The sequence below is a fragment of the Streptomyces sp. NPDC044063 genome, assembly GCF_056434285.1.
Genome location: NZ_JBWKFM010000016.1, coordinates 1 through 26,488, shown reverse-complemented (window position 1 = coordinate 26,488; position 26,488 = coordinate 1). Strand labels below are relative to the sequence as shown.

Below are 26,488 nucleotides of genomic sequence, written 5' to 3'. Positions count from 1 at the left end.
TGAGTGACGGGGGTGGGGCCCGGGCCCTGCAAGCCGAGAAGATCGAGCAGAGATTAAACAATCAGTTTTCCTGCCCGATTCGGGCAGGAAAATGGAGACTCTCCGGCTGCCGGCCCAGTAGTGCTTGGTCAGGTTTGCATTACGTAGTCCGGCAAGCGCGAGGCGAGGATCATTCCGCTCGCGTACTGGAGCAGGGCGCAGGCGACCCGGGAGTCCTCCAGCAGCCGTTCGGGGTCGCGCCCGTCCAGGGGCAGGCGGGTCTTGCCCTTGCCCCAGTAAGGGTTCATGTCGTCGATCAGAAGCTGTCCGCCTGGCCTCAGTGCGGCGATGGCGCCGTCGAGCAGGGAGGCCTTCAACCCGCCGGGGACGTCCAGGAAGATCAGGTCGAACGTTCCCAGGGACGGGACGACCTCCTTGGCGTCGCCGACCACCAGCGTCACCCGGTCGGGCCAGCCCGCGCCCGCGGCGAGGTCGGACTTCTGCGGGTCGATCTCGACGCTGACGACGTCGACGTCCGTACGGGAGCGCAGCCCGTGCACGATCCACGCGAGGCCGACGCCGACCCCTGTGCCGAGTTCGAGAATCCGCCCGCCGGTGGGGACCGCCGCCGCGAGGACGGACATCAGCGCGCCCACCTCGGGGCAGCAGGATTTGTGGAATCCGACCTGCCGGGCCCGGGCATAACCGGCGCCGACCGCAGGCGGCACCTGCAGGGCGGTTCGCGCGCCCAGGCTTCGCTTCATGTCCTCGATCTCGGCCGTCGACATCTCGCGGTCGAACGTCAGGCTGACCCAGGACCGCGCGCCGGATTTCCCTGTTGTGGCCGTCCGCTCCATGGCATGCCTCCTCGGTCGGGATGCCCGCCACCCCGTCCGGACGCCCGCCGCGCGCGTGGCGGCGTGCCCGTGCCGCCGCGTCGCGCCCCAGGACGCGCACGCCCGTCCAGGTGGCCTTCGGCGCACGAACTGGTATCGGCGGGTGGTACGGGCATAAATGATGTTCGCATTGGGGGCGTTGTCCCGCAATTTCGCACCGCATTCGAACGCCGGAGTCGGTTCGTTCCTGCCCCTCCGGAGAAGGGCGTCGAGCCATGGGAGCTTCCACCAATCCCGGGAACCGCACACCGGAATCCCGGGTGATCCTCGAATTCGACCGCGAGGTGACCGACAAGGAAGTCGAGGAGATGCAGGCCAAACACAACGCGACCTCCGCGTTCCTGGAGGCCGCGGGCGGCCACCACCACCACGACGATGACGACACTCCCGATGTCGTGGACGCCGGGGAAGTCGACGACCCCGATGTCGTGGACGCCGGAGAGGTCGACGATCCCGAGTAGTACACCCGCTCGTGCCGCGCCGAGGAACGGTGCGGCACGAGCAGCCGCGGCGAACCACCACCGTGCGACTCGAGAACGGCGCGCAGGTGTGCCGGGACGGCACAGACGGAAAGGCGAGAGATGGACTTGAACGCATTCGACACGGCACTGTCCCGCAAGCCGTTCGGTGACAGCCCCTACGTGCGTGATCAGATGCACCTCGCGTTCAAACGCCGGCTCGAAGACCTCGGCGCGTCGGTGCCGGCCGCCCGCCACCTGCTGTCCGCACTGCGACGGGTACGACCCCAAACCGAATACCGCGCCCTGGGCGATCCGCTTCTGCGCCAGGCCGTCCAACAGCTGCTGGCTCAGGAGCTCATCGGACCCCGGCGTAACTCGCTGCCCCCGCAGCTGTGCGCCCAGGTGATCGAGGCCGTCGCGCAGCACGTGGAAACCGGCGTCGCCCACGGACCGCTGCACGGCGATTCCGCCGACACGCAGTGGCTCGGCGATCCGTCCGACACACCCTGGATCTACTCCCCTGGCCAGAACCACGGATTTCTCGGGCAGACATTCGACCACTTCGTCGAGCAGCAGTTCGGCGCCGGGCTGGACCGACCCGACGAAAACGACCTCGCACGGCTGCGCGAGGGCCACCGGCTCCTCGGCGAGCTCCTCCCGCTCACCTCCCGCGGCGCCCTGAGCCACACTCACCTGATCGGGATCACCTCAGGGACCGACACGTGGGAGGGCAAGGCCTCGAGCTCGCAGTTCACCGTGGTCGGCATCATCTTCCTGAACCGCAAGCTCCTCCAGAACCCCTGGTGGGTGGCCGAGCACCTGCTCCACGAGGCCCTCCACCAGAAGCTGTACGACTTCCGTCACGCCCACTCCGTGCTGGTCCGCGACCTCGACGACTCCCCGCACGCGCCCACCGAGGTCCGCCGCGTCGTGTCGCTGTGGAACGTCCCGGGCCGTGACGGGAACAACCGCTGGAACGCCCACCGCGCCATGGCGGCCTTCCATGTCTACGTCCACCTGGCTCTGCTGTGCTCCCTCGCGGAGCAGCACGCTCCTCGGCTACGGGACGTCTACGGCCCGCTGGACGCCCCCAGTCCCATGACCCCGAGCCGGAAGGCCTTCGAACGGGCCCGCTACCTGGCCGAGAGTCTGCGGGCCGAGTGCTGGGACGAACTCGGACTCGCGGGCCGACGCATGGCCGACTGGCTCAGCTCCGTCCTGGACGCCATGGACCAGGCTCCTCCCCCGGCCGGCTCGTTCCTCCACCTCATCCTCGACCGCTACCTCAAGGAAGCCCGCCGGCTTCGCAAAGCACCGGCCTCCGACGATCTGGCGACCACCCTGGCGGCTCTCGGACGATCCGAAGCCGAGACCTTCCGCGAGGTCCTGTCCGCTGTCGGTGCCGAGAGCCACCTCGACACCGCCACGACCGGACCGGCGCCACGGCCCGCCCAGGAGCACGACACCGGCGACCACGCGGCCTTCGTACAACAGCGCCACCACATCGCCGACACCCTCCTGCGGCTCGCCCCGAACGGCTACAGCCTCGACTCCCTGTGCCGGCCCCCCGGACCGTCCGCGGATGAAATGGTGCGCGCCATGGTGGAGGCCTCCAGTCGGGAGCTGGCAGCGACCTCCACCGGTCCTGACCAGCGGCGCCGGACCCCGCGCCGTTGATCCAGGGGATGTCCGACAACCCTGCGGGGGTGGCGCCGGTGGCAGGGGTCAAGGCCGGGTCGGCCAGGGTGAACTTCAGTGCACGAGCGCTCTCGGCGTTATCGTGGCCGTATGGACGAGAGGCGTGCGCTTCGAGTCGTGGACGTGTTGCGGCAGCGGGGCACCGATGCCTACCTGGCCCGCGAGGGCGTCTACCAGATCGGCGTGCGCGTGGTCCTGCGCGACGGCCGTGAGGCGGTCTGGGACACCGACGACACCGCCGGCCTGGAAGCCCAGGTCATGCGGGACGGCGTCCTGGTCGGCTTCGTGCCGTGCATCGAGGGCTCCGAGGACTTCGACGTCGACCAGACCGTCGACGCGATCGTCCGGGCCGACTACGACCAGCCGATCGCCCGCGAGCGGCCCACGGCTCCACCGCCGTCCGCCCCACTGCCCCGGGAGGGCGGCGTGTTCCGCCGCTTCCTCGGCGGCTTCCGAGAGCGTTGACACGACGAACCCGTCCTTCACCTGACCCACCCCTCATGGGGGCTCCCGCTCCGCGTCGACCACCGTCACACTGCGCCCGATGACCGTCGACACGAGAAGCCGGTAACTCGGTGATCCAGGCCCTGCCGGTCCGTGCCCCTGACAGGCGCGGTGTGGAAGGGCCTCCTTGTGCTGGCCACGCATGGCCCGGCTGCTTCGGCCCGGACGACTGTTATGCGTCGCGTGGTCGCTGGTGCACCTGATCGAGACCGCGCCGGGCCCGTTGCCCTCCTTCGTCAGGGAACCGTCAGGTTCCCCACCGGCTCCTTTTGCGATGACGTGGTTCAGGGCAGCCCGACCAGTCCCCATCCGCGCTGGTGGGCTTCACCGACGACCTCGGTCCATCCGCGGAGCAACTGCACGAACTCTTCGAACCTTCCGACCCAGCGACCGGGGGCGGCTGCGTGGGTGTCGAACGGCTCCCGTAGCTCTTCCAGCCGTGGGCCGGCTATGGCCCACGCCTGAACCAGGGCCGGTACGTCCCCGGGCGGGCAGTAGACCCACAGCCCGTCGTACCAGTGCTCCGGGCCGTCCTCATGCCGCGGGCCGCTCTCGGTGTCGGGCAGGTTCCAGAAGAGGCCGGCGAGGAAAGTGTCCAGCGCCGTGCGCAGGTCGGCTTGGACGTGCTCGCGGATGTCCTCCCATCGGTTGCCCGTCCAAAAATGCGGCTTGAACGACCCCGCCGTGCGGGCGAACTCGTACCGCACGCACCACGCAGGAGTGGCGGTCGGCAGCCAGACCCAGCCTTCCTCGATCGTTCCGTCATAGAGGTCCGGAAACGCGGCGTCCGTCAGGGCCTCCTCGCGCTCGTCGCCGGGGAGGCTCTCCAGGTGGGCCCAATCCACTATCAGGGCCGTGATGTCCAGTCCCATGATCAGGAGGCTACGGCTTCATGCGCCGGACGGCACTCACGTTATTGCCGGCGCTGCTCGGTGGTCGGCAATTGGCGGCGGCAAGGCTTCGCGCCACTCTCTCGATGCTGGCGACGACCTCCTTCACAGCCGCCGTGCGAGCCCGTACGTTCACCGTGGTGGCCAGCAGCCAACGCCACCAGTCCGCGAAGCCCCCGGTCCCGATCAGGGTCTCCACCACCGCACGCCCCGCGCCCTCCCACTCTTCCCGCACGGGGCCGCGACTGCCGCGCGCTATCTGCGATTGGCAGAGGGTGAGAGGCGGCGTCGCTCCCGCGGCGCCAGCAGCCCGCTCAGGTACTCGCGAAACCCTCGACGCTGGGCCAACGTGAAGAAGAGGTTGTTGAACCCGGACCGCGCAACCCTCCAACGACCCCGGCGCGGGCAGCTATGACCGACCCCACCTACCGTCAACCCTCGTCACCGCCGGGTTCAACGAACTACCGGTTGTGAGTCCGAGGTGCACGCTGCTGCCCGCGCTTGGGGCGTGGCTTGCCGGGCCACGTCGCCCAGCGCAGTGCAGCTGCCGCTTCCTTGGGTAGCAGGCCCGCGCTGATGAGAGCGGCTCTGCCTGCTTGTTCTCCGGCTATGCGGTATCCGAACTCCGAGGAGTCCACTGGGTGGCAGGTACCGTCCACGATCAGAACGCTGGCGGCGACCCCGTTCAGGCCCTCCAGGAGGCCTTCGCGGAGCGCGGGCAGATATTCAAGGGGAAGCTGACTGGAGGGGACGACAGTGAGCAGCTCCAGCTCTTCGATATCAGCGCCGGGCGGTTCGAAGTCCGCGACGATGTGCGCATAGGGGCCACAGGCACCCACGTTCTCCTTCACTCGGACGCACACGTCGGAGACCGGGACTGGCAGACGGGTCATGGGCCCACCATAGAAAGGGCCCGGGAGGGCCGGCCAAGGAAAAATCAGCGGCCGTGGCGTTGTGCGTAGACCGAGAAGGACAGCCCTCTCATGGCGGCCTGGGCCCGGGCTTCGTCCAGGCCCAGGTCCAGCGCCTCGAGAGCGGCAGCGGCCGACACCTGCACCGGCAGGGGCAGCGCCTCGTGGGCGGCGAGGCGGTAGGCAAGGGTGCGCCGGGCGTCGCGCTCTTCATCGCTCACTCCGCCCGGGGTGAGGGGGAAGACGGCTGCCTGGTACGTCGCGATGCTTGCCAGAACTCCGTCCGTGATTCCTTCGGCGTAGCCGTCGCCTCGGGCGACGTCGCGAAAGGACTGGAGGAAGGTGACCAGCTGGCGGCGTGCGAGAGAGGAACCGATTGCCGCACCCAGGCCGGCCGCGCCCGCGGCGACCAAGGCGGTCGTCCGACCGCCGAGGAGGAACCCCAAACAGACCCCGGCCGCCATGCCGCACACCACCAGGACGACGGTGAGCGTGAGGTGGATGCGGGCGGCGAGCTGGGGCGTCATGCCCAACAGTATGCAAAACGGCATTGAGCTCCGACGGGCCGGCCCGGCCTCGGCGGCCCGATCCCAAAGTTCGCGGCGAGCGCCCGCCGCGCATACGGCAGCAGCCCCTCCCCCTTCGGCGGGGAGCGTGATCGGCCGCGTCGTGCGGCCGAACAGTTCGCCGCTCATGTGTGCTTCGAGCCGCCGCACCTCGTGGCTGTGTGCCTGCTGGGCGGTGAACAACCTGGTCACGGCCACGAAGGCCCGCAGGAGCAACGGCTCTATGTCGTAGGGCGCGTACAGCAATCAACAACAGATGTGCGTGAATGGCGATCGATCAGGTGTTGGACCGCGCGACCCGAGCGCGGCGAGGCTGTGGCCATGCCCTCGCTCCGTTCCAATCCGTACGCCCGCCTGTTCGCCCTCCCCGGCGCCCGCGCCTTCACCGCGTGGAATCTGCTCGCCCGGCTGCCCATGGGCATGTTCGGCGTCGGCGCCGTGATGATGATCTCCGCCGAGCGCGGTTCGTACGCGCTGGCCGGCGCCGTCACCGCGACGGGCCTCGCCGCGACGGCGCTGGCGGGCCCGTGGACGGCCCGGCTCGTGGACCGCTACGGACAGGCGCGCGTCACCGTCCCGGCCGCCGTGTTCGCCGCGCTGGGCTCGCTGTCGCTGGTGCTGTGCGTGTACGCCGACGCTCCCGCCTGGACCCTGTTCGCGTCGTACGTGGCGACAGCGACCAGCCCCAACACGGGCGGGATGTCGCGTGCCCGCTGGGCGCACCTCCTGCGCGCCGACCCGGCCGCCCTGCACACCGCCAACGCCTTCGAACAGGCTGTGGACGAGGTGTGCTTCATGCTCGGCCCGGTCCTCGCCACGTTCTTGTGCACGTCCCTCTTCCCCGGGGCGGGCACGCTCACCGCCGCGCTGATGTTCGTCACGGGTGCGGTGCTCTTCGCGGCACAGAAGCGCACCGAACCCCCGATTTCGACCACTCCCCTGCGGCAGCGTTCGCCCTTGCGAGGCAATCGCGGACTCGCCGCGATCCTGGCCGTCTTCGTCTGCACCGGCGCGCTGTTCGGCTCGCTGGAGGTCGTGACCATCGGCTTCGCCGACGCGCAGGGCCACCGGGCGGCCGCGGGCGCCGTCCTGGGCCTGCAGGCGGCGGGTTCGTGCGCGGCGGGCCTGCTCTACGGGCTGAGGCGCCCGGACTCCCCCGCGGCCGTCCGCTTTCCGCGCTGCCTGGCGGCGATGGCCGCCCTGGCGCTGCTGCCGCTGCTGACGACGACGTCGGGCGGCGGGCTGCCGCTCCTCGCGGCCGCGCTGCTCCTGGCGGGCATGGCGACGGCGCCCACCATGGTCACGGGCATGAACCTGGTCCAGGGTCTGACCCCGCAGGGCAGCCTGAACGAGGGCATGACCTTGGCCGTGACGGGCCTGCTCGCGGGCATAGCGGCGGGCTCGGCGACCGGCGGCTGGGCCGTCGAGCACCTGGGCGCCGCGGGCTACGCGGTGCCGGCGGGGGCCGCGGCGGCCGCGTTGCTCGTGGCAATAGTGAGCCGGAGGGCGCTCGCGGGGCGGCAGCGCGTGCTCAGCGTGCGGCCCGCCGCCTGAGCAGCACGCCCGGGCCCGCGGCCGCGGCGGTGACCTGCGGCTTCCCGGTTTTCGTCTCGGTTCAGTGGCGCGCGTCCGAACGCGGGCGCTGGAGGGTGAAGGTGTCGACGGGTGTCAGGTCGCCGTGGGGCCCGTCGAACGTGTAGTAGGTGACGCGCATCCGCGTCAGGCCTTCGCGGCGGTCTCCGGGATCGACGTCGAAGGCGGCGAAGCCGCGGTTGTACTTGCGGTCCTGGACGGCGGCCCAGGGCGCCTCCTCGGGGATCCACACCGGCTCGCGGTGGCCGGAGGAGGTCTTGTCGTCCTTCAGGCCGACCAGGACCCGGGCCTGGGGTGTGTCGAAGAGGTCGTCCTGGCTCGTGGCGATGTTGCCGCCCGCGCCGATGACCATGTGGACGGTCCCCTTGCCCGTGTCGATCAGGTCGGTGCGGGTGGAGACCGGGAGAGGGGTACGGGCCTCGTTGGGCAGGGAGCCGCGTATCGGGTGCGACCGCTCGTAGTGGTGCTCGTGCCCGCTGACCACCAGGTCGACCCCGTACGCGTCGAACAGCGGACCCCAGGCCCGGCGCACCCCCAGATCGCTGCCGGCGCTGCGGTGGCTGGAGATCATCGGCTGGTGCATGCACACCACGATCCAGTCGATGCCCCGGTCCGCCCGCGCGGCCTTCAGCTCGCGCTCCAGCCAGCGGCGCTGGGCACCGCCGGAGTAGCCGCTGATGTAGGTGTCCCCGCCGTCCTGGAGCGCCACGTCGTCGTTGGCGAGGCTGATGAAGCGGACCGAGCCGACCGTGAACGCGTACCACATGCCCCGGGTCTCCTCGTCGGAGGAGGCGGACGAGGATGGCAGCGCGAAGTAGGTCTGGTAGCCGGCGGCGCCGATGGGCCCGTTGCCCTTCTCGTTCTCGTGGTTCCCCACGCAGGGCATCCATGGGCGCAGCCGGGTGGAGCGGCTGTTGTTGATGAACCAGTCCGCCCAGGTCGCCACCCGGCTCGTGCCCCACGCGCCGGCGATCGCGGCGTAGCACAGGTCGCCGTTGACGAAGTTGAACAGTGGGGCGACCCTCTCGACGGCGGAGACGATGTCCGCCGAGGCGGGCGAGCCGACCTGGCTGCTGGTGTGCAGCGGGAAGCGGTTGACGGGGGAAGGGACACCGTCGGGAAGGTGGATGACCCGGCGCAGGTTGGGTGTCGCCTGGTCACCGAAGCTGGTGAAGGTGAAGGCGGCGCGGCCGCGCGGCGCCGTGGTGAACGAACCGGTTTCCGGGGTCGCGCCGTCGTGCCCGGCCGTGTACAGGTATGTGGTCGAGGGGTGCAGGCCGGTGATCCGGGCGTGGTGGACGTACACCTCCTCCTTCGACAGCCCGTCCCGGTAGGTGCGCGTCTCGGCCTCGACGAGGCGGCCGCCGTGCCCGCCCTCGGGCGAACCGAGCCGCACCTGCGGCCTGCGGACCGACTGCGGGGTGATCCAGGAGACGGTCATCTCCGAGGACGGGTCCGAGCCGAACTGCAGGTGGACGCCCAGCACTCCGGGCGCGCCCAGCCGGTGCGGCCGGCTTTGCAGCAGCGGCCCGGGCGCCGGTGCCGTCGGCGAAGGGGAGGCGGCGGCTTCCCCGGCGGCACCGGTGACGAATGGGACGGCGGCCGCGGCCGACGAGCCCTTGAGTACGGACCTACGCGTGATGGCCATGAAACGCCCTGTTCCCTGAGGGAGTTGATGATCCATGGCACTGTAAACGATCAATACTTGATCTGCCCACGACGATTTTGTGCTCCCAGTGCCCGTCCGGGGCCGCGGTCCGCTTCGCGCCGCGCCCACCACCGGCAACGTCACCTCCGCGCGCGGGGATGGCCGGGGTGCCGACGGGATCAACGAGCTGATCAATGCCTGACACCGCCGTCCTCGCAGCCGTCCTCGCGGCCGCCCGCCCATGTGCCGCCCAGGACCCGGAACGGCCCGTCTGTCGTGCAGTTGCACGACAGACGGGCCGTTGTCATCGCGCGAGGTCCTCCCGCGCCGCCGGCGACACCGTCGCTGGGCGGAAACGCGATTCTCGACAGCTGCTGGCCTCATGTCGACGGGACCGGCAAGTGGCCCGACCCGGCAGGGGCCGCCGCACCCCCGTGGCGGCGGCCCCCTCCCGGATCAGCACAGCCGGGTTGCGGCGTATGCCTCGATGGCGGCCCGCTGGTAGGCGGCCAGGCCCGGCGCGATCGACTCGTACACCGCGTGCCAGTGCTCGTTCTCCACGCAGGTACGCCCGATCGCGCGGTACTCCTCAGCGGTGGCTGCCCGGATCCGGGCCAGCGTCCGGTACTGGGCGTCGATCTCGGCCTGCACCGCATCGGCGTCAGTGGGCAGGCCGGCGGCCAGCAGCTCGGCCAGCCGGATCATCTGCGCCGTGCGTTCGCGCTCGTCGGCCTCGCTCTCCGCCTCGCTCCACGCCGAGGTGTGCCGTTCGACGGCCCCGACCAGCTCCGGGAAGCCGCTCAGGACCTTCATGCAGTGGGCGGGCCGGACGCCCTCGAACAGATTCTCCGGCCGGCTGATGCTGATCACGTCTGTGCCATCCTTCCTGGACTGCTCCAGTTCGGTGACCGTGCGGGCCACGATGCCGGCGAGAGCATCGAGCCGGTCGCGCTCGGCCAGCAGCCGACGGTGGTGGCCCCGCAGGGCTTCCAGCTCATCAACCTGCGCGGCCAGGATCCGGCCGATTTCAGGCAGCCCCAGGCCCAGCGCCCGCAGGACGAGGATCTGCTGCAGCCGCAGCAGATGGCGCTCCTCGTAGTAGCGGTGGCCGTTGGCCCCGATCCAGGCCGGCGGCAGCAGGCCGATGTCGTCGTAGTGTCGCAGTGCCCGGGCCGTCACACCCGACATCCGGGCGACCTCCGCGATCGGCCAGGCCATCGCCGCCTCCCCCGCACGTGCTTCACCGAGCCGGATTTTCCGGCTCTTCTCAGGACGATAGAGGCTTCCGCTGCGGCAGCTTCAAGCCCAGCCCGAGCTCCCAGGTCGCGTACCGATCGACGGCCGCCCGGACGGTGATCATTACTGGTCTCTTCGCGAAACTCGGCGCTGCCGAGACTCCTGGGCCCGCTCCGCCCGGCCGGGCGGACGACGGTCACCGCTGCTCGGGCTCCCCCCGGGGTGGCGGGACGTCGTCCCGCGCGTCGAGTGCGTCGCGCAGCATGGCGCGGGAGGTGATGCCCAGTTTCGGATAGACCTGGTACAGGTGCGCCCCGACGGTGCGGTGGGAAAGGAAGAGGCGCTCGGCTATCTGTTTGTTGGTCAGTCCGGACGCGGCCAGGCGGGCGACCTCCCACTCCTGGGCGCTCAGTTCGGCCGCGTTCGAGGAGCCGGGTCTTCGCCTGCTCCAGCCCGCCGCTCGCAACTCCTTCTGCGCCCGCTCGGCCCACGGCCGGGCGCCCAGGTCCTCGAAGGTCGCCAGCGCGGCGCGCAGCGGGGCCCTGGACTCCGCCGTCGCCCGGGCCCTGCGCATGCGCTCGCCGTACGCGAGCTGGACCCGGGCCCGGTCGAAGCGCCACCGTTCGCTCCCGGGAGTGGCCAGCGCCTGGGCGAAGAGCCGCCGGGCTTCCTCGTCGTCCTCGGCGCACAGGGCGGCCGACGCCTCCACCAGCATCGCGTGCCGGGAGGACACGGCGGCGACGCCGGCGACGCGCAGGGCGCGGACGTGCGCGGCGGCCTCCGCGTGCCGGCCGCTGCGGACGCCGGCTTCCACGAGGTGCGCGGCCACCCACAACGCGTGGGGGACGTGGGACGCGAGCGTACCGGCCGGGCTGACCGCGGTGGCGTGCTCGTAGGCGAGAGCGAAGTCCCCGCGGCCCAGGGCCGCCACGGCCGCGGCGTGGTGCGCGTAGTGCGCGGCGCAGGGCGCGCCGTGGCGCGCGGCCCAGCCGATGACGGTCTCGGCCGTCGCGAGGCTCTCGTCCGCCTGCCCGCGGGCGCCGAGGACGATGGACCTGATGTACAGGAAGTACCAGGCGAAAGCACGGTACCCGTGCTCCTCGCAGGCCTGGAGCCCTTCCCGGGCCAGCTCCAGCGCCTCGTCCCAGCCGCCGGTGAGGTAGTCGTCCAGGCACAGGTGGATGAGCGCGGAGAGGTACCGCCGGGCGGGGCCGCCGTCCCGCCCCGCCCGCACCACCTGCCACGCCGCTTCGCGGACCTCGCCGAGGCGGTCGAGGTAGAGGGCTCCCGTGCCCACGCGGGTGACCAGCATGGGGTCGGCCTCGCCGTCCAGGGAGGCCAGCAGGACGCCGAGTTGCGCGTGCGCCGCCGCCCCGGTGCGCGCGGGATCGGAGAACGTCCGTCCCAGCACGGCCAGGATGGCGGGGGGTTCGGGGGTGAGGCGCTCCACGACCAGGTGGTAGGCCCGCCACAGGTCGGGCCGGGCGCCGAAGAAGCAGATCACGGCCAGCACGTGCAGCGCGTCGACGAGCGCCTTGTCCTCCGCCCGGTACCCGTGGGCAGCCGCCGTGGACTCGACGGCGGAGTGCAGCAGGCGGTGGGCCGTGGCCACGCCACCGTCCCCGTTGAGGGCGAGCAGCGCCGACGCCGTGGCGGAGTGGAGCGATTCCGCCCCCTCCGGCGCGGCTCGGCGCGCGTCGTCCAGGAGCCGACGGGCGCTGGACAGCGCTCCGGTGGACTCGGCCCCCAGATACGCCGCTTCCGCGAGGCGACGGCCGCGGTGCGGCCCTTCGGGGGAGAGGGACGCCGAACGGATCAGCGTCCGCATCGCCCCGGCGGCGTCGCCACGGCGCAGGGCGAGGCCCGCGGCGTGCTCCAGCAGTGCGGCGACCTCCTCGTCCGGCTCCAGCGTGGCCTCGCCCAGGTGCCAGGCGCGGCGCTCGGGCCGGTCGGTCAGCACCTGGGCCAGCGCCGCGTGCACCGTGCGTCGTTCGTCGCTGAGGGCCTGTCCCACCACGGCGGAGCGGATGAGTGGGTGGCGGAACGTCAGTCGGCGCGTCCCCTCCTCTATGTACGCCAACCGGGAGCGCTCGGCCGGTGCGAGGTCCTCCAGGTCGCACCCCCGCGCCAGATGGCGTGCGGCCGCCCGCAAGACCGGCAGGTCGCCGGTGCCCTCCAGCGCCGCGATCAGGAGCAGGTTCCGGGAGGGGGCGGGCAGACCGGCGACCCGCGCACCGAACAGCGTCTCCAGCCGGCTGCTCAGGGGCAGGGGCAGGACGGCAGGGGAATCCGCGGCGTCGGGCGGCAGGGCGGTCGGCAGTTCCAGGAGCGCCAACGGGTTGCCGCCCGCTTCGGTCAGCAGGCGGCGGCGCGCACCGCGCGCGAGCCCGGGGAACCTGCTGCCGAGCAGCCGGGTCGCCGACTCGTCGTCGAGGGGCGGGAGTTCGTACGGGGGGACGGCGCCGCAGTCGTGGGGGCGCAGCTCGCCGGAGCGCGCCGCCGCCACGAAACTGATGCCCAGTCCGGTCACCCGGCGGGCGACGAAGCCGAGCACCATGGCGCTGGCGGGGTCGACCCAGTGGAGGTCGTCGACGACGATCAGCAGCGGTTCCCCGCCGGCGACCGTCTGGAGGAGCCGCAGTACGGCGTTGGAGACAAGCAGCGGCTCCGGCGGCCGTCCGTCGTCGAAACCCAGCGCCGTGCGCAGGGCGTCGCGCAACGTGGCCTCCAGGTGCTCCAGGCCGCCGAGGAACGGGAAGAGGATCTGGTTGAGGCACGAATAACCGCAGCCGGACTCGAACTCCACGCCGGCGGCCCTGAGCACCCGGACGCCGTCCGCGAGCGCCGACCCGGCGAGCTCGTCCAGTACGGCGCTCTTCCCCACACCCGCTTCTCCGGCCACCAGCGCCGCACCGCCGCCGGCCCCGACGCGCAGCCGCGCGCGGAGCAGGCGCAGGTCGGCGTCCCGGCCGATCAGCGCGTCCATGGCGCCGAGCGCGCCGGACACACCACCGTCCGCCACCGGGTTCCCCTCCCCCAGACCGCCCCTGTCACTCGCGTACCGGGAGCCGTCCTTCGTCGAGGAGAGTCCCTCCGCACCGCCGAGAACGCTCCTGGCCGCGTCCAGTATGCCGGACGCGCGGGCGGTGACGGCCGGGAGGAGCCCGGTCTCGGGCGGCTCCGTCGGTGGGTACGGCGAAGCGCCCCCGATCTCCTGGAGGGGAGCGGGGGCGCGGCCGTTCGGCGTCAGGCGCCGGTACCACGGGTTACCGGTCCGGCGGTGTATCCGGATGGGGACGTGCCGGGGGTCAGAACTGCCGGGACTGCTTCCACAGAACGTATCCGCCCCAGGCGGTCGCCACCAGGTAGGCCCGGTAGGCGTCCATCACGATCCGCGGGCCCCAGGGAGAGGTCTGGCTCTGGGATTCGCGCACCCAGTTGATGTGTGCGCCGCTGTCCGTGATGGTCTGCACGTGCAGCACCCCGGTCCCCTGCTGCCGGATGGCGACCTGGCCGGTGCCGCTGGGCGCGACGCCGATGGCCGGGTGCGAGTCGGTGAGGACGCCCCCGAGGATCGTCCGGCCGTACCAGTTGCCCGACCCGTAGGGCAGGCGGATGACGTTCACCTGGTTGTCCGTGCCCCGGTAGGCCAGCAGGATGTGGTTGTTGTTGGTGCTGTAGGCCAGCGCCGGGGCGGAGTCGCTGGTCGCGCCGAAGGTGCGGGTCGGAAGGTCCCAGTGGCCGTTCTGGGAGTTGTAGTACATGCCCCAGATCTCGTCGCTGTTGTAACCGCGGAAGGCCAGGTAGGCGCCGTTGTTGGGGGTGGCGGTGACGGCCACGGAGAGGCCGTCGAGCGTCCGGGCGCCGTTCGGGACCTGCCTCCAGTTGTCGAACCGCGCGTACCGGTGACCGTTGTCGCCCACCGCGACCGAGAGGGTCGTGTAGTAGATGAACCCGTTCGAGCCGGTGTGGAAAAGCAGGAACTGGGCCTGCCCGCCCACGAAGACGATCTGGGGGCTCGCCTGGGTCTGGCCGGGGAGGGTCAGCGGCTGGCTGTGGTTGAGCGACAGGTACATGTTGCCGTTGTCGTGGCCGTGCCACACCTGGAAGAGGTCTCCATTGGCGGCCCGGGCCTCGCCCATGATGCCGTTCGCCTGCACGGGAGTGTTGCCCTCGATCTCGTTGGCCCATCTGGTGCTCTCGCCGGGCTCCAGGGCGGACGCTGGGGAGTTCGAGAACAGCAGGACGGCGAACGCGGTCGTCATCGTGACCGCGAGTAGCCGCGACTTGGCCAGGATGGAATGCATGGGTGTCCTCAGGGGAGAGCGGTCACGGGGGTGGACGGCCAATGCGACCGGGGAATGTGGGGGCGAGGCCGGGCGGCCCAGTGGTGGGTCGTGAGCGTTGCAGCCGGCGACGATTCCCCGGTCGCGTGGGGTGTTCCTGCCATCGATGTCACTGTTCCCGACCGGGGGCGTGCGCGGCATCGGTCAGGTGACTGTCGAGCGCGCGCGCTCGTCTAGGTATCTCGTCTCCTCCCGGATGCCACTGCGATCTCTCCCTGGATGCCTCCGCGCCGGACCTGTGCCCGGCGAGGGGCTGGAGAAGCGGCCCGGCCGAACCCCACCAGCCTTGCCGGCCCAATGACTTACGTGCTATCTGTTCCTGACTCACCCCCGCCGTCGCCCTCAACCGATGGTGGCGAACCACCACTGGACACGGCATTGACCTCTGCCGACGGTTTTCACGAACTACTGGTAGTCGCTCGGATACGGCCCGTTCTTTTTCCATCCGGTCCCCCGCCTCACGAACCAGGCAGGAAAAGCGCCTACGGAGGAGTCGAGTCCATGTCCGAGACTGATCGTTGACATGGGTGGACGAACAGAGCTACGTTCTGCTCACTCAAGAACTGCTCACATCATGGCAACGGATATCCAATACCGACTTCTGCAACAAGCGCGGCACAGCAGAATATCTCGGCGTGGACCGCTGTTTGCGGTAACCGCATCCCCGAACCGGTCAGTGAGGAAGTAGCGAGAGCCTTTCGACATCCCTCTGCCCGCCACCGTTCCGCGAGATGCTCTGACCCATCGCGCGCCTCGCCGTGCCATGGTCGCTGCGCTCGAACCGCAGCGACCGGCTGGGCACCGCCCGGGCTCGAACGAAGGTTTTCATGGAAAAGCTCTTCACCTGTTCCCCCGATGGCTGTCGTTACGCCTACATCCGACTCGGCAGCGACGAGGGAACGACGCCGCCCCTGCTACTCCTGTCGCATTTCCGTGCCAGCATCGACATGTGGGATCCGGCCCTGCTCGAGAGGCTGGCGGTGGACCGCGCGGTCATCGTCGTGGACAACCGCGGTATCGGCCTGTCGGACGGAGCGACCCCGACCACGGTCACGGCCATGGCGGAGGGAATCGCCGAATTCGCGGCGTCACTGGGACTGATCGGCATCGATGCACTCGGGTTCTCACTGGGCGGTTATGTGGCCCAAGAATTGGCGCGCATCCGGCCGAACCTGGTGCGCCGCCTGGTACTCGCCGGCACCGCGCCGCGCGGATTCGGTGAGGAAGTCGCCGCAGGAGGCCGAGTACAGTCGATCATCAGCAAAAAGCTGATCAGCCCCAAAGACATCATCCACCTGTTCTTCCCTCCGACCGCAGCCGGCCGGGCACACGGCATCGAGTACATCCGCCGCCTGTCCCGATACCGGGTCGGCCCTGGCGGCGGCGTCACCGAAACCTCCTGGCGAGCTCAGCTGGAAGCCGCGACGGCCTGGGGAGCACGTGATCCGCTGGCCGTCCGGGAGCTCGAGGCGATCACGCAACCGACCCTCGTCGCACACGGAGAACTCGACATCATGGTCGCTGCGGAAAAGAGCATCATTTTGGCGTCACATGTGCCACATTCCGTACTCAAGATATATCCCGACACCGGGCACGGATTCCTGTTCCAGGCGCACGAAGAATTCGGTGCCGACGTGGTGCGCTTTCTGGTGGATGAGTCGTCCCAGCACGCCGTTCTTTCCTAGGTGGAGATGAAGTGGAGTCGACTGAGCAAGGCGCCGGACAGGCGCCCCGATGCCCGTTCGAGCTGGACGTCAACGGTTCCGATCAGCACGCGGAGAACACCCGCCTACGGGCGGCCGGCAGAGCCGTACCGGTCCAACTCCCTGGCGGTGTGCGGGCCTGGGCGATTCCGCACCATGAAGACCTGCGCCGGGTGCTGACGGATCCCAGGATCGCCAAGGGGATCGCCCACTGGGGCGCAGCGGCCCGCGGCGAAGTGCCGGACGGGTGGCCATTGATCGGCTTCGTCGCGACCGACAGCGTCATCAACTCTCACGGCGCGGATCACCGGCGGTTGCGCGGACTGGTCGACCAGGCGCTCACCCCGGCACGGGTGGAGGCCATGCGCCCTGGGGTGGAACACCTCGTCGACGCGCTCCTCGACCGGCTCGCCGCACGGCCAAGGGACCGACCGGTGGACTTCCGCAAGGCATTCGCCTATCCCATCCCCACCGCCGTCATCTCGGACCTGTTGGGCGTCCCGCAGCGCAAGCGACGTCTGCTGCACGTGCTCACCGGCATGCAGACCCGGACGAACAACACCCCCGAACAGGTCCTGGAGATCGACGGGCGGATCGAAGCGCTACTGCGGGAGATCGTGGCGGAACGTCGCGACGCCCCCGGGGACGACCTCATCAGCGCGCTGCTCATGGCACGCCGAGCCGGAGACGACAGGCTCAGCGACAGCGAACTGCACGGCATGATCCTGCTGATGTTCTTCGCCGGCCACCAGAGCGTCATCAACGTACTCGTCAATGCCTGCCACGCGCTGCTCACCCACCCCGAACAGCTCGCGTCCGTCCGCGCCGGGGAGGTCTCGTGGAGTGCCGTGGTGGAGGAGACGATGCGCTGGAACGGTGCGGTGAACCAGTTCCCGATGCGCTATCCGCTCGAGGACATCGTCATAGGAGACGAGACGATCCACCGGGGAGAAGCCATCCTCGCGTCCTTCGGCTCGGCGGGCCGGGACCCGAAGCACCACGGGGTGGACGCGGAACGCTTCGACGTCCACCGCCGACAGGCCGGCCACCTCGGCTTCGGGCACGGCCCGCACTTCTGTATCGGGATACACCTGGCACGTCTCCAGCTCGAGACGGCACTGGCCAAATTCTTCACCCGTTTCCCCGAGGTGCGGCCGGCGCCGCCCGACACATGGACCGTGCGGCCAGTGCCCTCGTTCGTCAGCAACAGCATCGAGGAACTCCCCGTGCTCCTCGGCCCTGCCGCGGGAATCAGGACACGCTGACGCCGAACGCACGCACGGTCGCGGCGCCCGGCGACACGCACCGCACGGCAGAGGGCTCGCCGGCGGCCCGCACGGACCAACAGAGAGGACGCCCCTCGTGACCACGCCAAGAATCGCCCTGCTGGCACCCACCACCGCCGTCTCCCCCGCCGAACAGCTCACCGTCCCCGCCTTCGGTGACGTCGCCGTGGACCGGCCGGCACACGCGGACTGGCAGCGCTACCTGCACGAGTTCGACCCGTCAGCCGATCTCGCGGCGGTGTGGATCGACGCGGACGCCGAGCCACTGCCCGCCGTCCGGGCGCTGCGGTCCCACACGAGGTTCGATCGGACCCGGGTGTACGTCGTCGGGCCCGGTACGGCCGGCCCGGTCCCCGCCTGGGCGGAAGCACTGGACGTCGAGGACATCGTGCGGCCCGCCGCGGTGGCGCCCGGAGGGTTCACCACCTCGGTCGAACTGGCCCTGCGGGCACACCGCGCGTTGATGACGGACGACCTCTACACCGACTACTACCTCGACATGACGTTCAACAAGATCTTCGACTGGTTCGAGACGACGCGCTGGGACTGGACCGAGGTGGACCTGGACCACATCGAGCACGGCATGCTGGACGAACGCACCGTGGACTTCCTCACCGAGGCAGCCGTGATCGAGTTCGGCACCCTGCCCGGTGCCCACAACTTCCTGCGGGAGTGGCAGGGCGAGGCCAGCTTCTCCTCCTGGGCCCTGCAATGGGGCGCGGAGGAATCCCGTCACTCGCTGATCCAGGCCCGCTACCTGGACCGCATCGGGGTCAAACTCCGTTCGAAACACGCGCTCTACAAACGTGAGCCGTACCCGCAGGGCGACGTGCGCTCCGCCACCCTGATGATGAACGTGATCTCGGAGTCACGCGCGTCCGCCCTCTACAAGTCGCTCGCGGCCCATGTGTCGGAGCCGGTGATCCGCAAGATCTGGCGGCTCCTGGCTCGGGACGAGGCCCGGCACTGCCGTGCGTTCTCGGTCTTCATGCGGGAACTGTGCGACAGCGACCCGGCCCATCGTGCCGCCGCGCTGCGCATGGCCTACATCTGGCTCGCGGACCGGCGCAACGGCGTCAAGCACCCGGCGGGCATGTTCTATCCGCACTCCACGTCCTCGGCCGGTATCCGCCGGATCGAGGCCCTCCAGCAGGACTCGGTGGACGCCGCGGACGCCAAGGTGATGTCGATCGTCCGGCTCCTGGCGGACGACGACTCCCTGGAGACCCCGCGGGACATCAAGGCCAAGCTGCGCGCTCTGGCCCACCGGCCCGGCGCTCGCTGACCGGCGCTCCAAGCGTCCCTCTTCCGACCGCGCCCCGACGCGTCGGCCTCACAGAAACAGGACAACAGCACGCCATGTCACAGATACGTGTCACTGACATCGAGCGAACAATCCGCCACATCGTCGCCGAGCAACTGCGCGTCACGGCCGAGGAGGTGGACGTGGACGCCGATCTGCGCGCCCTGCCGCGTTTCGACTCGATACACGCGCTCCAGATCGTGCTCGAGATCGAGCAGCACTACGACATCGAGGTGGAGGACCACATCGTCTTCGAGACGAGTACCGTACGGGAGTTCGCGGCCGCGGTCGCCGGGGTGATCGCGGAGGCGGGCTCGGAGGCGGGCTCGGAGCCGGTGTCGTGACACTTTTCGCAGCGCTCGGCCGCGTCGCCGAGCGGAGGTCCGGGCGGGGCATACGCGTACTGCACCGGGGCCGGGACGGCGACGCCCTGTCCTACACCGACCTCTTCACCGAAGCCGGGCGGGTGGCGGTGGGGCTGCTGTCCCGCGGAGTGGAGCCCGGCGAACGGATTGCCCTCGTCCTGCCGACGTCGGTGGACTTCGCACGCGCCTTCTTCGGCGTGCTGGCGGCCGGCGCGGTCGCGGTGCCACTGCCCGGACCCGCTCCCTTCGGGTCGTCCGACGCCTACCTTCGGCGCACCGCCGCCGCACTGCACCGCTCACGGGTACGGACCGTGCTCACGGCTCCCGCCATGCTCCCGCTGCTCGGTCCGGGACTGTCCACCGGCGCCCGCCCGGTCGACGTCCTGCTGGTGTCGGAGGTGGCCGAGCCGGGAACGGCCCACGTCGCACGGACGGCGTCGGACCAGGCCGTGGTCCAGTACACGTCGGGAACCAGCAGTGAGCCACGGGGCGTCGTGCTCAGCCACGGCAACGTGGCGGCCGGGGTGGAGGCCATCGCCCGCGGCACTCGGCTCACCGCATCCGACGTCGGCTGCACCTGGCTGCCCCTTTTCCACGACATGGGTCTGATCGGTTCCTTCCTGACACCGGTACTGCACGATGTCGACACTCATCTGATGACGCCCGAGGACTACCTGCGTAACCCCAGGGGATGGATTGAGGCCATGGGGCGGCTGGGTGCCACCTACACCATGGCTCCGGATTCCGGCTACCGATACGTCCTGCGACGCGACGCGGGGCCGCTGACCGGGCTGGACCTTTCCCGCTGGCGCATCGCGGTCAACGGTGCCGAGCCGGTCGACCGGCGGCTTCAGGATGCCTTCGTCGAGCGCTTCGCACCCGCCGGCCTGGCGAAGAACGTCTTCCTGCCGGCCTACGGACTGGCGGAGGCGACCCTGGCGGTCGCCTTCCCCCCGCTCGGCCGGCCGACCAAGGTGGTGCGCGCCGACCGGGACGAACTGAACCGGGGCCGGTATGTACCGGTGTCCCCCGGCGCCGGGCCGTATCGCGAACTGGTCAGCGTGGGAACGCCGGTGCGGCGTACCGAAGTGCGTCTGACCACCGCGAGCGGCGAGCCGGCCGCGAACGGCACGGTCGGTGCCATCGAGGTCCGGGGTGCCTCCGTCTCGAGCACCGGGTACGACCACCACCCGGAGGAGAGCCGTCGCATCCTCCTGCCGGGCGGCTGGGTGGCGACCGGTGACCTGGGCCTGTGGCACGACGGCGAGCTGTACATCGTGGGCCGCACGAAAGAGGTGATCATCGTCTTCGGTGCGAACCACTGGGCGAGCGACATCGAGGCAGTGGTGCGGGACACTCCCGACGTCCCTGTCCATGGCGTCCTGGCCGAGCAGATCTGGAGCGACGAGGGAGGCCGGCTCGGCCTCGTCGTCGAGACGACGCAGCAGGACGAAGCGGACCGTCGTGCAACGACGCAACACATCCGCGCGCGCCTCGTGGCCGAGCTGGGCATCACGCCCGACGAGATCGTGTTCGTGCGCCGGGGTGGAATCGCCCGTACCTCCAGCGGCAAAGCGCTGCGCCGCCGCCCGCCAGCCTCTGACCCGCGCACGTCCCGCTCCGGCGCATGACGCGCCCGGAACAACGGACCACACCGCGCGTCCCGGAGTCCCCTGGCCACCTGCCGGGGAACCACACCCCGTACGACCCCGCCCTGGAGGCCTCTCATGGCGCATCACAGCGCATATCTGCTCGGTCATTCCGACAGTGAGCACCAAAGGCTGTCACTGCAGAGCAAGGCGGTCACGCCGTTCACCGAGCGCATTCTGCGGTCGGCCGGAGTACGTCCGGGGATGAACGTCCTGGACATCGGCGCCGGACTGGGCGACGTCTCCCTGCTGGCAGCCGATCTGGTCGGGCCCGCTGGGCACGTCGTGGGAATCGAGCGTGACCCCGAAAGCGTCCACAAGGCGCGCATCCGGGCGCGGGACGCGGGTCTCGCGAGCTCGGTGCGGTTCGAGGTCGCGGACATCGACAGCTTCACGTGGCCGGAGAAATTCGATGTCGTGGTCGGCAGATACATCCTGATGTATCTGCCCGATCCCGCTTCGACGCTCCGCCACCTGGCTTCCCTGCTGAAACCGGACGGGATCGTCGTCATGCACGAGATGGACTTCACCAATACGTCGCCGTCCCATCCGCCGCTGCCGGAGTGGGACCAGTACTACGCGCTGTGGCCCAAGCCCTTCCTGGCCGTCGGCGCCGTCCCCGACTTCGGCCCCCGCCTCACCCGGACGTTCCTCGACGCCGGCCTTCAGCGCCCGGAGGTGGCCACCTGGGTGCCGGTGGGGGGCTCCGGCGATTCCGCGGTTCTCGACTGGCTCAGCACCACCTGCCGCGAGATCGAGTGGCCGCTGCGTACCGCCGGTGTCACGGTGCCGGACCACCTCCGCTTCGACGACACCCTGCCGCAGCGCCTGCAGGACCTTGTCCTGTCCCGCGGAGCCCAGGTCAGCGGGCCGACGCAGTTCGGTGCCCACGCGCGGCTGGAGCCGCTGAGAGGAGGTGGGAACGCGTCGTGCGCGCGCGAAGTGGCGAACGACTGACCGAGGGCGCCGGAGCGGCTGCCCTTCCGAACAGGAGTCATTGACCATGTCCGGCGCTTTCGATCACCACACGCTCGGCCCCCTGCCGTCCTTTCTGGCAGCGCCACCACGTGAGGCCGTCGAGCGGGTGCAGATGCCCACAGGGGACCACATGTGGCTGGTCACCGATTACGCCGTGGGGCGCGCCGCACTGGCCGACACACGTCTCAGCAGAGCCGCGGCCACCCACCCCGATGCCCCGAAATGGGGTTCCGTCGACCTCTCACCCAACTCGATCATGAGTCTGGAGGGCCCGGACCACGCCCGGCTGCGCCGGGTCGCCGGAGCGGCGTTCACCAGCACGCGGGTCGCCGCACAGGCAGCAGTCGTCGAGGAGGCCGCTGAGGCACTGCTCGATCAGTTACAGGCCAGGGGGCCGGGCGCCGACCTGGTGAGCGGTTATGCCTCGCCGCTTCCGATGGTCGCGTTGAGCTCCCTGCTCGGCGTGCCCGTCGCGGACCGGCCCGTTTTCGACGTCGCCGTGACCGCCCTGTTCGACATGACGCCTCGGGGAGTCCGCAGAAGGGGCCGTCACGTCGTGACGCTCATCGAGTACATGTCCTCACTGATCGACAGAAAGCGAGATGCGCCTGGGCAGGATCTCCTGAGCGCGCTGGTGCAGGTCGAGCAGTCGGGCGATATCTCCCGCACCGAGTTGATCAATCTCGGACTGGCACTTCTCATGGCCGGTTACGAGACCACCGCCCATCAACTGAGCCTCGCGATACTCGAACTGCTCACCGGTGACGTGCCCGATCGGGGATCTGTGGAGGCGCTGGTCGATGACTTGCTCCGCAAGACGCCGTCCACACCCATCAGTTTTCCGCGAGTGGCCGTCGAGGATCTCGTCCTGGGCGAGACGATGGTGCGTCGAGGAGAAGCCGTCATTGTCTCGTTGCTGCACTGCAACCACGATGCCGAAGTATTTCGCACATCGGGCGTGAAGAGCGGCGCCCGCCAACCGACCCACCTCACGTTCGGACACGGCGCCCACCGATGCATGGGCGCGCCGCTGGTCCTTCTGCAGATGAAGATCGCGCTGACCCGCTTATGGCAGCGTTTTCCCGGCCTGCGACTCGCCCCCGGGGACGGATCCCTGGTGTGGCGGGAGGGCCTCGCGACGCGCGGTCTGTCAAAGCTGGTCGTCGACTGGTAGCCGATCCGCTCGCGTCGCGCGTCGATACCGGCTTGGCTGCGGCCGTTCGCGGCGGACCGGACGCCCAGGGACCGTCGGGGCCTCGAGCGGTCCTAACCCGATCACGCTCAGGACATCGCATGGATGCGGCTCGCAGCCGGCATGCGCATGCTCCGTGACCACGACGAGCGGACGGCCGCAGTGACTGAAGGCACCTGACCAGGCCCGAGTCCTTACGTACATCCTGGAGAAACACCGGCAAGGCCCCGGATTGCTGCGCCCCTGAGAACGGTGGCGGATCCGTTCGTGCCTGTTGACGGCTCCTCAGCGGTTCCGGCGGTGTCGCCGCACGTCGTCCAGGGGCCAGTAGTACGGCGACGTCTGGTCGATGGTGGCGTCGAGGGCTTCCAGCAACGCGTCACCACGGGGGTCGTCGCGAAGAGCCAACTGCACCGCGGCTGTGACCCGTACGGCCTCCTCGGAATCGGAAAGGCAGGCGGCCAGGGCGTCGCAGGGCTCGGGGTCGTCGGCCGGGGCCCGCAGGAGGGCCCGGCAGGCGATTTCCCGGACCTGGGCGTCGGTGTCCCGGGTGCAGGCGAGGACGGCGGCCAGCACGTCGGCGTTCGCTTGCTGCATCTGCCAGTGCAGCCCGCCGACCGCCCGGGCCCGGACCCGTGCGTCGGAGTGACGGGTCAGGGCGGGCAGCGGCTTCTGTGCGCGTGGGTCCATGGCTTCGGCCAGTCCGGTGGTGAGAGGCCGCATCACGCGCGGGTCCTCCTCCCGCTCCGCCCAGGGAAGGAAGAGGTCGACGAGCGGGCCGTCGAAGGGGGATTCCTCGTCCTCACCGCTTTCGTCGTAGAGGTTGATGCAGCGCAGCACGTCCGCGCCGAAGTAGCGCGCCAGCGGATCGGGGTGGTGGCGTAGAGCGGTGGCGGCGTCCCAGATGGCTGGCCGTGCCGGGGCTTTGCGTCCGGCGGCTGCGACGATGGCCGCTCCCCACACGGGGTGGTCGACCTCGGGCTCGGCCATGGCGCGGTCCAGCAGTTCGGTGAAGGGCGTGGGGATTTCGCAGCACCATTCGAGGTGGGTGAGAATCGCGGTGTGGCCGTCGCGGACTATCTGCCCGTCCACTACCAGCTCGCGGCAGACTTCGCCGTTGCCGTCGCGCAGGGTTCGCCGGTGGCTTCCCGCTCCGGTGCCGGTGGTGTGCCAGTGGCGGGCCAGTGCGAGCGCGTCGCGCCCCTCGCGGTCCGTGATCCGGGGGTCGGCCCCGGCGAAGTGCAGGGCAGTGGCGATGTCATGGGCCCCGCGCTCGACGGCACGCAGCAGGGGCGTGCGGCCGTCGGTGTCGACGCCGTCCAGGTCCAGCGAGTCGAGGTCGGCCAGCTTCAGCAGGACATCGAGGACCTGGTGATCGAGGGCGTCCGCGGCCAGGCGCAGGGCGGCTGCCACGTGCGGGCCGCGCGCGTGCGTGGTGCCGTATTCCTCCTGGAGCAGGGCGGCCACTGCCTTGGTGTCGCTGTTGCGGACGGCCGCCAGGAGCGGGTGTTCGGGGATGGTCATACGCACAGGTGGTGGAGAAGCCTTTCAGAGAGAGCGCGGCTGTTCCCGCGGCAGTAGGACTCGGGCGGTGGCGAGGTCGCCGTCTCCAGCGAGGCCGTACTGCGATGAACGTTACGGCAACGGCTGGGTCCTGGTCACGGCCGAATCCGTCCCGGCCTCGGACGAGCCCGACGTCAGCGATTCGGCCCCGGAACCGTTCCGCCTCCCAGCCTCATTCCGACACCATGCCCTGAACAGGCAAGATCAGCAGACCCAGCGAAGCATTATGGGGTAGGCCGGTGCCGACCGGCATCGGCCTCGACCCACCCAGGAGGGCACACCATGTTCGACCCCGCCCGGAAGTACCCGTTCCCCGATGCCCTGGGACTGGACGAAGCGCCTGCACCACATCCACTGCTCGCCCCGGTGAGCGGGCTGCTGGGGACCTGGACCGGCCGAGGCCGCGGCGGGTATCCGACGATCGGCGAGGAGTTCATGTACGCGCAGGAGGTCACCTTCAGCCATGACGGGCGGCCCTTCCTCCACTACGAGGCGCGCGCCTGGCTGATCGACGCGAACGGCACCCCGCTGCGGCCATCGGCCCGGGAGAGCGGATGGTGGCGTATCCAACCCGACGGGCGCGTCGAGGCCCTGATCACCCAGCCCACCGGCATCGCGGAGATCTCGGTCGGCAACGCGGCCGAAGGCGTGATCGACCTCGCCACCGACCAGGTGGCCCTCGCCCCCACCGCCAAGAAGGTCATTGCCACCCGCCGTCGCTACACCCTGATCGACGAGGACACCCTCGCCTTCATCCACGACCTCGCGGCGGTCGACCAACCGCTCCAACACCACCTCACGGCCCAACTCCGCCGCGAGCGCACCGAGTAGCCCCCCCAACCGCCCCGGAACGGGCGGCGCCGCTGCGCTGCCGGCGAGCTACCGCCAACCGTCCTCGGCGACCTTCGGCATCCTCCGGAACACCGCGACGCAGCGGGCGGCATCGGCCCAGGACAGCGGGGCAGGCTACCTCGCAGCCCTCCGAGCTACCGGATAACACGTGGTCAGAACACATCGAGCGGATCGGGCTCTACGCCAGAACGACACCGGGCGGGTCGGTCCGCCCGGCCCTGATCAGCTACCTCGCCCGCGAGTTCCAGCGCCGCGCGGTGAACCGTAGATTGTGCCCATGATCGAGGAAGCGTCGCCCGAGAAGTTAGAGCCGTCAAGCACGAGATGTGGGAAGCATGCTGCTCCCAAGCACGCCAAGGCTGGCGGGGTACTACGGTCGTCCGCGCTGATGGCAGCCGGAACGGTGGTCTCGCGTGCCACCGGACTGATCCGGCAGGTGCTGCAGGCCGCCGCCTTGGGCACCGGGCTGCTGGCCACCACCTACAACCAGGCCAACACGGTGCCGACCAGCTTGTACTTCCTGTTGATCGGCGGCGCGCTGAACTCCGTCCTGGTCCCGCAGCTGGTCCGGGCCCGAGCCGAGGACCCCGACGGCGGTGCCGCGTTCGAGCAGCGCTTGGTCACCCTCGTGCTGTGCGTTCTCGGGGTCGGCGCCGCACTGACTACCCGGGCCGCTCCCGAGATCATCAGCATCTATCAGCCGGACACACCCGCCACGCGCGACGCGTTCGAGCTGACCGTGGTCTTCGCCCGCTTCCTGCTCCCGCAAATCTAAGACCGTGTCCTATATGGCTGTTGTCCGTTGGTGTGGGCATGGGGAGCGGGCGGTGGGGCTGGATTGTTCCTGGCGGTTTGTGGCCGTTGGTGAA

21 protein-coding genes and 1 pseudogene are annotated in these 26,488 nt (G+C 70.1%); 13 read left to right on the top strand and 9 right to left on the bottom strand.

Annotated features, from left to right (window positions below):
- Positions 1-128 precede the first annotated feature (128 nt).
- On the bottom strand, positions 129-836 hold the full coding sequence (locus AC07BS_RS20500) for an O-methyltransferase (RefSeq protein ID WP_478637844.1): 708 nt from the start codon (positions 834-836) through the stop codon (positions 129-131).
- 254 nt (positions 837-1,090) lie between these two features.
- On the opposite strand from AC07BS_RS20500, the gene AC07BS_RS20495 reads away from it, so the two are divergent.
- The 3 genes from AC07BS_RS20495 to AC07BS_RS20485 all read left to right on the top strand — a co-directional run bounded on the left by AC07BS_RS20495 (position 1,091) and on the right by AC07BS_RS20485 (position 3,499).
- Positions 1,091-1,336, top strand: coding sequence for a hypothetical protein (locus AC07BS_RS20495; protein WP_478933602.1), 246 nt, complete (start codon positions 1,091-1,093; stop codon positions 1,334-1,336).
- Between the two features lie 120 nt (positions 1,337-1,456).
- Positions 1,457-3,013 (top strand): hypothetical protein, encoded by a 1,557-nt coding sequence (locus AC07BS_RS20490; protein WP_478933600.1) that lies wholly within the window; start codon positions 1,457-1,459, stop codon positions 3,011-3,013.
- Between the two features lie 111 nt (positions 3,014-3,124).
- Positions 3,125-3,499, top strand: a complete 375-nt coding sequence (locus AC07BS_RS20485; protein ID WP_478637849.1) for a hypothetical protein — start codon at positions 3,125-3,127, stop codon at positions 3,497-3,499.
- Between the two features lie 323 nt (positions 3,500-3,822).
- Here AC07BS_RS20485 and AC07BS_RS20480 read toward each other — a convergent pair whose 3' ends face one another.
- From AC07BS_RS20480 to AC07BS_RS20470, 3 genes are all read right to left on the bottom strand, one after another.
- On the bottom strand, positions 3,823-4,410 hold the full coding sequence (locus AC07BS_RS20480; RefSeq protein ID WP_478637852.1) for a hypothetical protein: 588 nt from the start codon (positions 4,408-4,410) through the stop codon (positions 3,823-3,825).
- Between the two features lie 479 nt (positions 4,411-4,889).
- Complete coding sequence (locus AC07BS_RS20475) at positions 4,890-5,321, bottom strand: hypothetical protein (protein ID WP_478933598.1); 432 nt, start codon at positions 5,319-5,321, stop codon at positions 4,890-4,892.
- A 44-nt stretch (positions 5,322-5,365) separates the two neighbouring features.
- Positions 5,366-5,866: a hypothetical protein gene (locus AC07BS_RS20470; RefSeq protein WP_478933596.1), complete on the bottom strand. Its 501-nt coding sequence runs from the start codon at positions 5,864-5,866 to the stop codon at positions 5,366-5,368.
- A 360-nt stretch (positions 5,867-6,226) separates the two neighbouring features.
- On the opposite strand from AC07BS_RS20470, the gene AC07BS_RS20465 reads away from it, so the two are divergent.
- Positions 6,227-7,459, top strand: a complete 1,233-nt coding sequence (locus AC07BS_RS20465) for an MFS transporter (RefSeq protein ID WP_478933594.1) — start codon at positions 6,227-6,229, stop codon at positions 7,457-7,459.
- Positions 7,460-7,520: 61 nt separating this feature from the next.
- On the opposite strand, the gene AC07BS_RS20460 is transcribed toward AC07BS_RS20465, so the two are convergent.
- From AC07BS_RS20460 to AC07BS_RS20445, 4 genes are all read right to left on the bottom strand, one after another.
- Positions 7,521-9,146, bottom strand: coding sequence for a purple acid phosphatase family protein (locus tag AC07BS_RS20460; RefSeq protein ID WP_478637859.1), 1,626 nt, complete (start codon positions 9,144-9,146; stop codon positions 7,521-7,523).
- A 456-nt stretch (positions 9,147-9,602) separates the two neighbouring features.
- Entirely contained in the window at positions 9,603-10,364 is a 762-nt protein-coding gene (locus AC07BS_RS20455) for a MerR family transcriptional regulator (protein WP_478637860.1), read from the bottom strand.
- A 214-nt stretch (positions 10,365-10,578) separates the two neighbouring features.
- Positions 10,579-13,404 carry an ATP-binding protein gene (locus tag AC07BS_RS20450; RefSeq protein ID WP_478933592.1) on the bottom strand — a complete coding sequence of 942 codons (2,826 nt, stop codon included), beginning with the start codon at positions 13,402-13,404 and terminating at the stop codon, positions 10,579-10,581.
- Between the two features lie 286 nt (positions 13,405-13,690).
- Positions 13,691-14,689, bottom strand: coding sequence for a hypothetical protein (locus tag AC07BS_RS20445; RefSeq protein ID WP_478637862.1), 999 nt, complete (start codon positions 14,687-14,689; stop codon positions 13,691-13,693).
- Between the two features lie 866 nt (positions 14,690-15,555).
- Between AC07BS_RS20445 and AC07BS_RS20440 the strand changes: the two genes are divergently transcribed.
- The 7 genes from AC07BS_RS20440 (at position 15,556) to AC07BS_RS20410 (ending at position 23,186) form a co-directional block, all read left to right on the top strand.
- Positions 15,556-16,413, top strand: coding sequence for an alpha/beta fold hydrolase (locus AC07BS_RS20440; protein ID WP_478933590.1), 858 nt, complete (start codon positions 15,556-15,558; stop codon positions 16,411-16,413).
- Between the two features lie 11 nt (positions 16,414-16,424).
- The gene (locus AC07BS_RS20435; RefSeq protein ID WP_478933588.1) at positions 16,425-17,696 is read left to right on the top strand and encodes a cytochrome P450 family protein; all 1,272 of its coding nucleotides are present in this window, start codon (positions 16,425-16,427) and stop codon (positions 17,694-17,696) included.
- 97 nt (positions 17,697-17,793) lie between these two features.
- Complete coding sequence (locus tag AC07BS_RS20430; protein WP_478933586.1) at positions 17,794-19,002, top strand: ferritin family protein; 1,209 nt, start codon at positions 17,794-17,796, stop codon at positions 19,000-19,002.
- 74 nt (positions 19,003-19,076) lie between these two features.
- Positions 19,077-19,364 (top strand): acyl carrier protein, encoded by a 288-nt coding sequence (locus tag AC07BS_RS20425; RefSeq protein ID WP_478933584.1) that lies wholly within the window; start codon positions 19,077-19,079, stop codon positions 19,362-19,364.
- Positions 19,361-21,016: an AMP-binding protein gene (locus tag AC07BS_RS20420; protein ID WP_478933582.1), complete on the top strand. Its 1,656-nt coding sequence runs from the start codon at positions 19,361-19,363 to the stop codon at positions 21,014-21,016. Before AC07BS_RS20425 ends, AC07BS_RS20420 begins: the two co-directional genes overlap by 4 nt.
- 96 nt (positions 21,017-21,112) lie before the next feature.
- On the top strand, positions 21,113-21,991 hold the full coding sequence (locus tag AC07BS_RS20415) for a class I SAM-dependent methyltransferase (protein WP_478933580.1): 879 nt from the start codon (positions 21,113-21,115) through the stop codon (positions 21,989-21,991).
- A 46-nt stretch (positions 21,992-22,037) separates the two neighbouring features.
- Positions 22,038-23,186, top strand: coding sequence for a cytochrome P450 (locus AC07BS_RS20410; RefSeq protein WP_478933578.1), 1,149 nt, complete (start codon positions 22,038-22,040; stop codon positions 23,184-23,186).
- Between the two features lie 303 nt (positions 23,187-23,489).
- Here AC07BS_RS20410 and AC07BS_RS20405 read toward each other — a convergent pair whose 3' ends face one another.
- Entirely contained in the window at positions 23,490-24,728 is a 1,239-nt protein-coding gene (locus AC07BS_RS20405; protein WP_478933576.1) for a HEAT repeat domain-containing protein, read from the bottom strand.
- A 321-nt stretch (positions 24,729-25,049) separates the two neighbouring features.
- On the opposite strand from AC07BS_RS20405, the gene AC07BS_RS20400 reads away from it, so the two are divergent.
- Both AC07BS_RS20400 and AC07BS_RS20395 read left to right on the top strand, forming a co-directional pair.
- The gene (locus AC07BS_RS20400; RefSeq protein ID WP_478933574.1) at positions 25,050-25,598 is read left to right on the top strand and encodes a nitrobindin family protein; all 549 of its coding nucleotides are present in this window, start codon (positions 25,050-25,052) and stop codon (positions 25,596-25,598) included.
- Positions 25,599-26,007: 409 nt separating this feature from the next.
- Positions 26,008-26,391 (top strand): annotated as a pseudogene (locus AC07BS_RS20395) (lipid II flippase MurJ); the annotation flags it as partial.
- Positions 26,392-26,488: the final 97 nt, after the last annotated feature.

Coding starts and splice junctions, on each gene's coding strand:
- AC07BS_RS20500 (WP_478637844.1), bottom strand. CDS start 836: ATGGAGCGGACGGCCACAACAGGGAAATCCGGCGCGCGGTCCTGGGTC.
- AC07BS_RS20495 (WP_478933602.1), top strand. CDS start 1,091: ATGGGAGCTTCCACCAATCCCGGGAACCGCACACCGGAATCCCGGGTG.
- AC07BS_RS20490 (WP_478933600.1), top strand. CDS start 1,457: ATGGACTTGAACGCATTCGACACGGCACTGTCCCGCAAGCCGTTCGGT.
- AC07BS_RS20485 (WP_478637849.1), top strand. CDS start 3,125: ATGGACGAGAGGCGTGCGCTTCGAGTCGTGGACGTGTTGCGGCAGCGG.
- AC07BS_RS20480 (WP_478637852.1), bottom strand. CDS start 4,410: ATGGGACTGGACATCACGGCCCTGATAGTGGATTGGGCCCACCTGGAG.
- AC07BS_RS20475 (WP_478933598.1), bottom strand. CDS start 5,321: ATGACCCGTCTGCCAGTCCCGGTCTCCGACGTGTGCGTCCGAGTGAAG.
- AC07BS_RS20470 (WP_478933596.1), bottom strand. CDS start 5,866: ATGACGCCCCAGCTCGCCGCCCGCATCCACCTCACGCTCACCGTCGTC.
- AC07BS_RS20465 (WP_478933594.1), top strand. CDS start 6,227: ATGCCCTCGCTCCGTTCCAATCCGTACGCCCGCCTGTTCGCCCTCCCC.
- AC07BS_RS20460 (WP_478637859.1), bottom strand. CDS start 9,146: ATGGCCATCACGCGTAGGTCCGTACTCAAGGGCTCGTCGGCCGCGGCC.
- AC07BS_RS20455 (WP_478637860.1), bottom strand. CDS start 10,364: ATGGCCTGGCCGATCGCGGAGGTCGCCCGGATGTCGGGTGTGACGGCC.
- AC07BS_RS20445 (WP_478637862.1), bottom strand. CDS start 14,689: ATGCATTCCATCCTGGCCAAGTCGCGGCTACTCGCGGTCACGATGACG.
- AC07BS_RS20440 (WP_478933590.1), top strand. CDS start 15,556: ATGGAAAAGCTCTTCACCTGTTCCCCCGATGGCTGTCGTTACGCCTAC.
- AC07BS_RS20425 (WP_478933584.1), top strand. CDS start 19,077: ATGTCACAGATACGTGTCACTGACATCGAGCGAACAATCCGCCACATC.
- AC07BS_RS20415 (WP_478933580.1), top strand. CDS start 21,113: ATGGCGCATCACAGCGCATATCTGCTCGGTCATTCCGACAGTGAGCAC.
- AC07BS_RS20410 (WP_478933578.1), top strand. CDS start 22,038: ATGTCCGGCGCTTTCGATCACCACACGCTCGGCCCCCTGCCGTCCTTT.
- AC07BS_RS20405 (WP_478933576.1), bottom strand. CDS start 24,728: ATGACCATCCCCGAACACCCGCTCCTGGCGGCCGTCCGCAACAGCGAC.
- AC07BS_RS20400 (WP_478933574.1), top strand. CDS start 25,050: ATGTTCGACCCCGCCCGGAAGTACCCGTTCCCCGATGCCCTGGGACTG.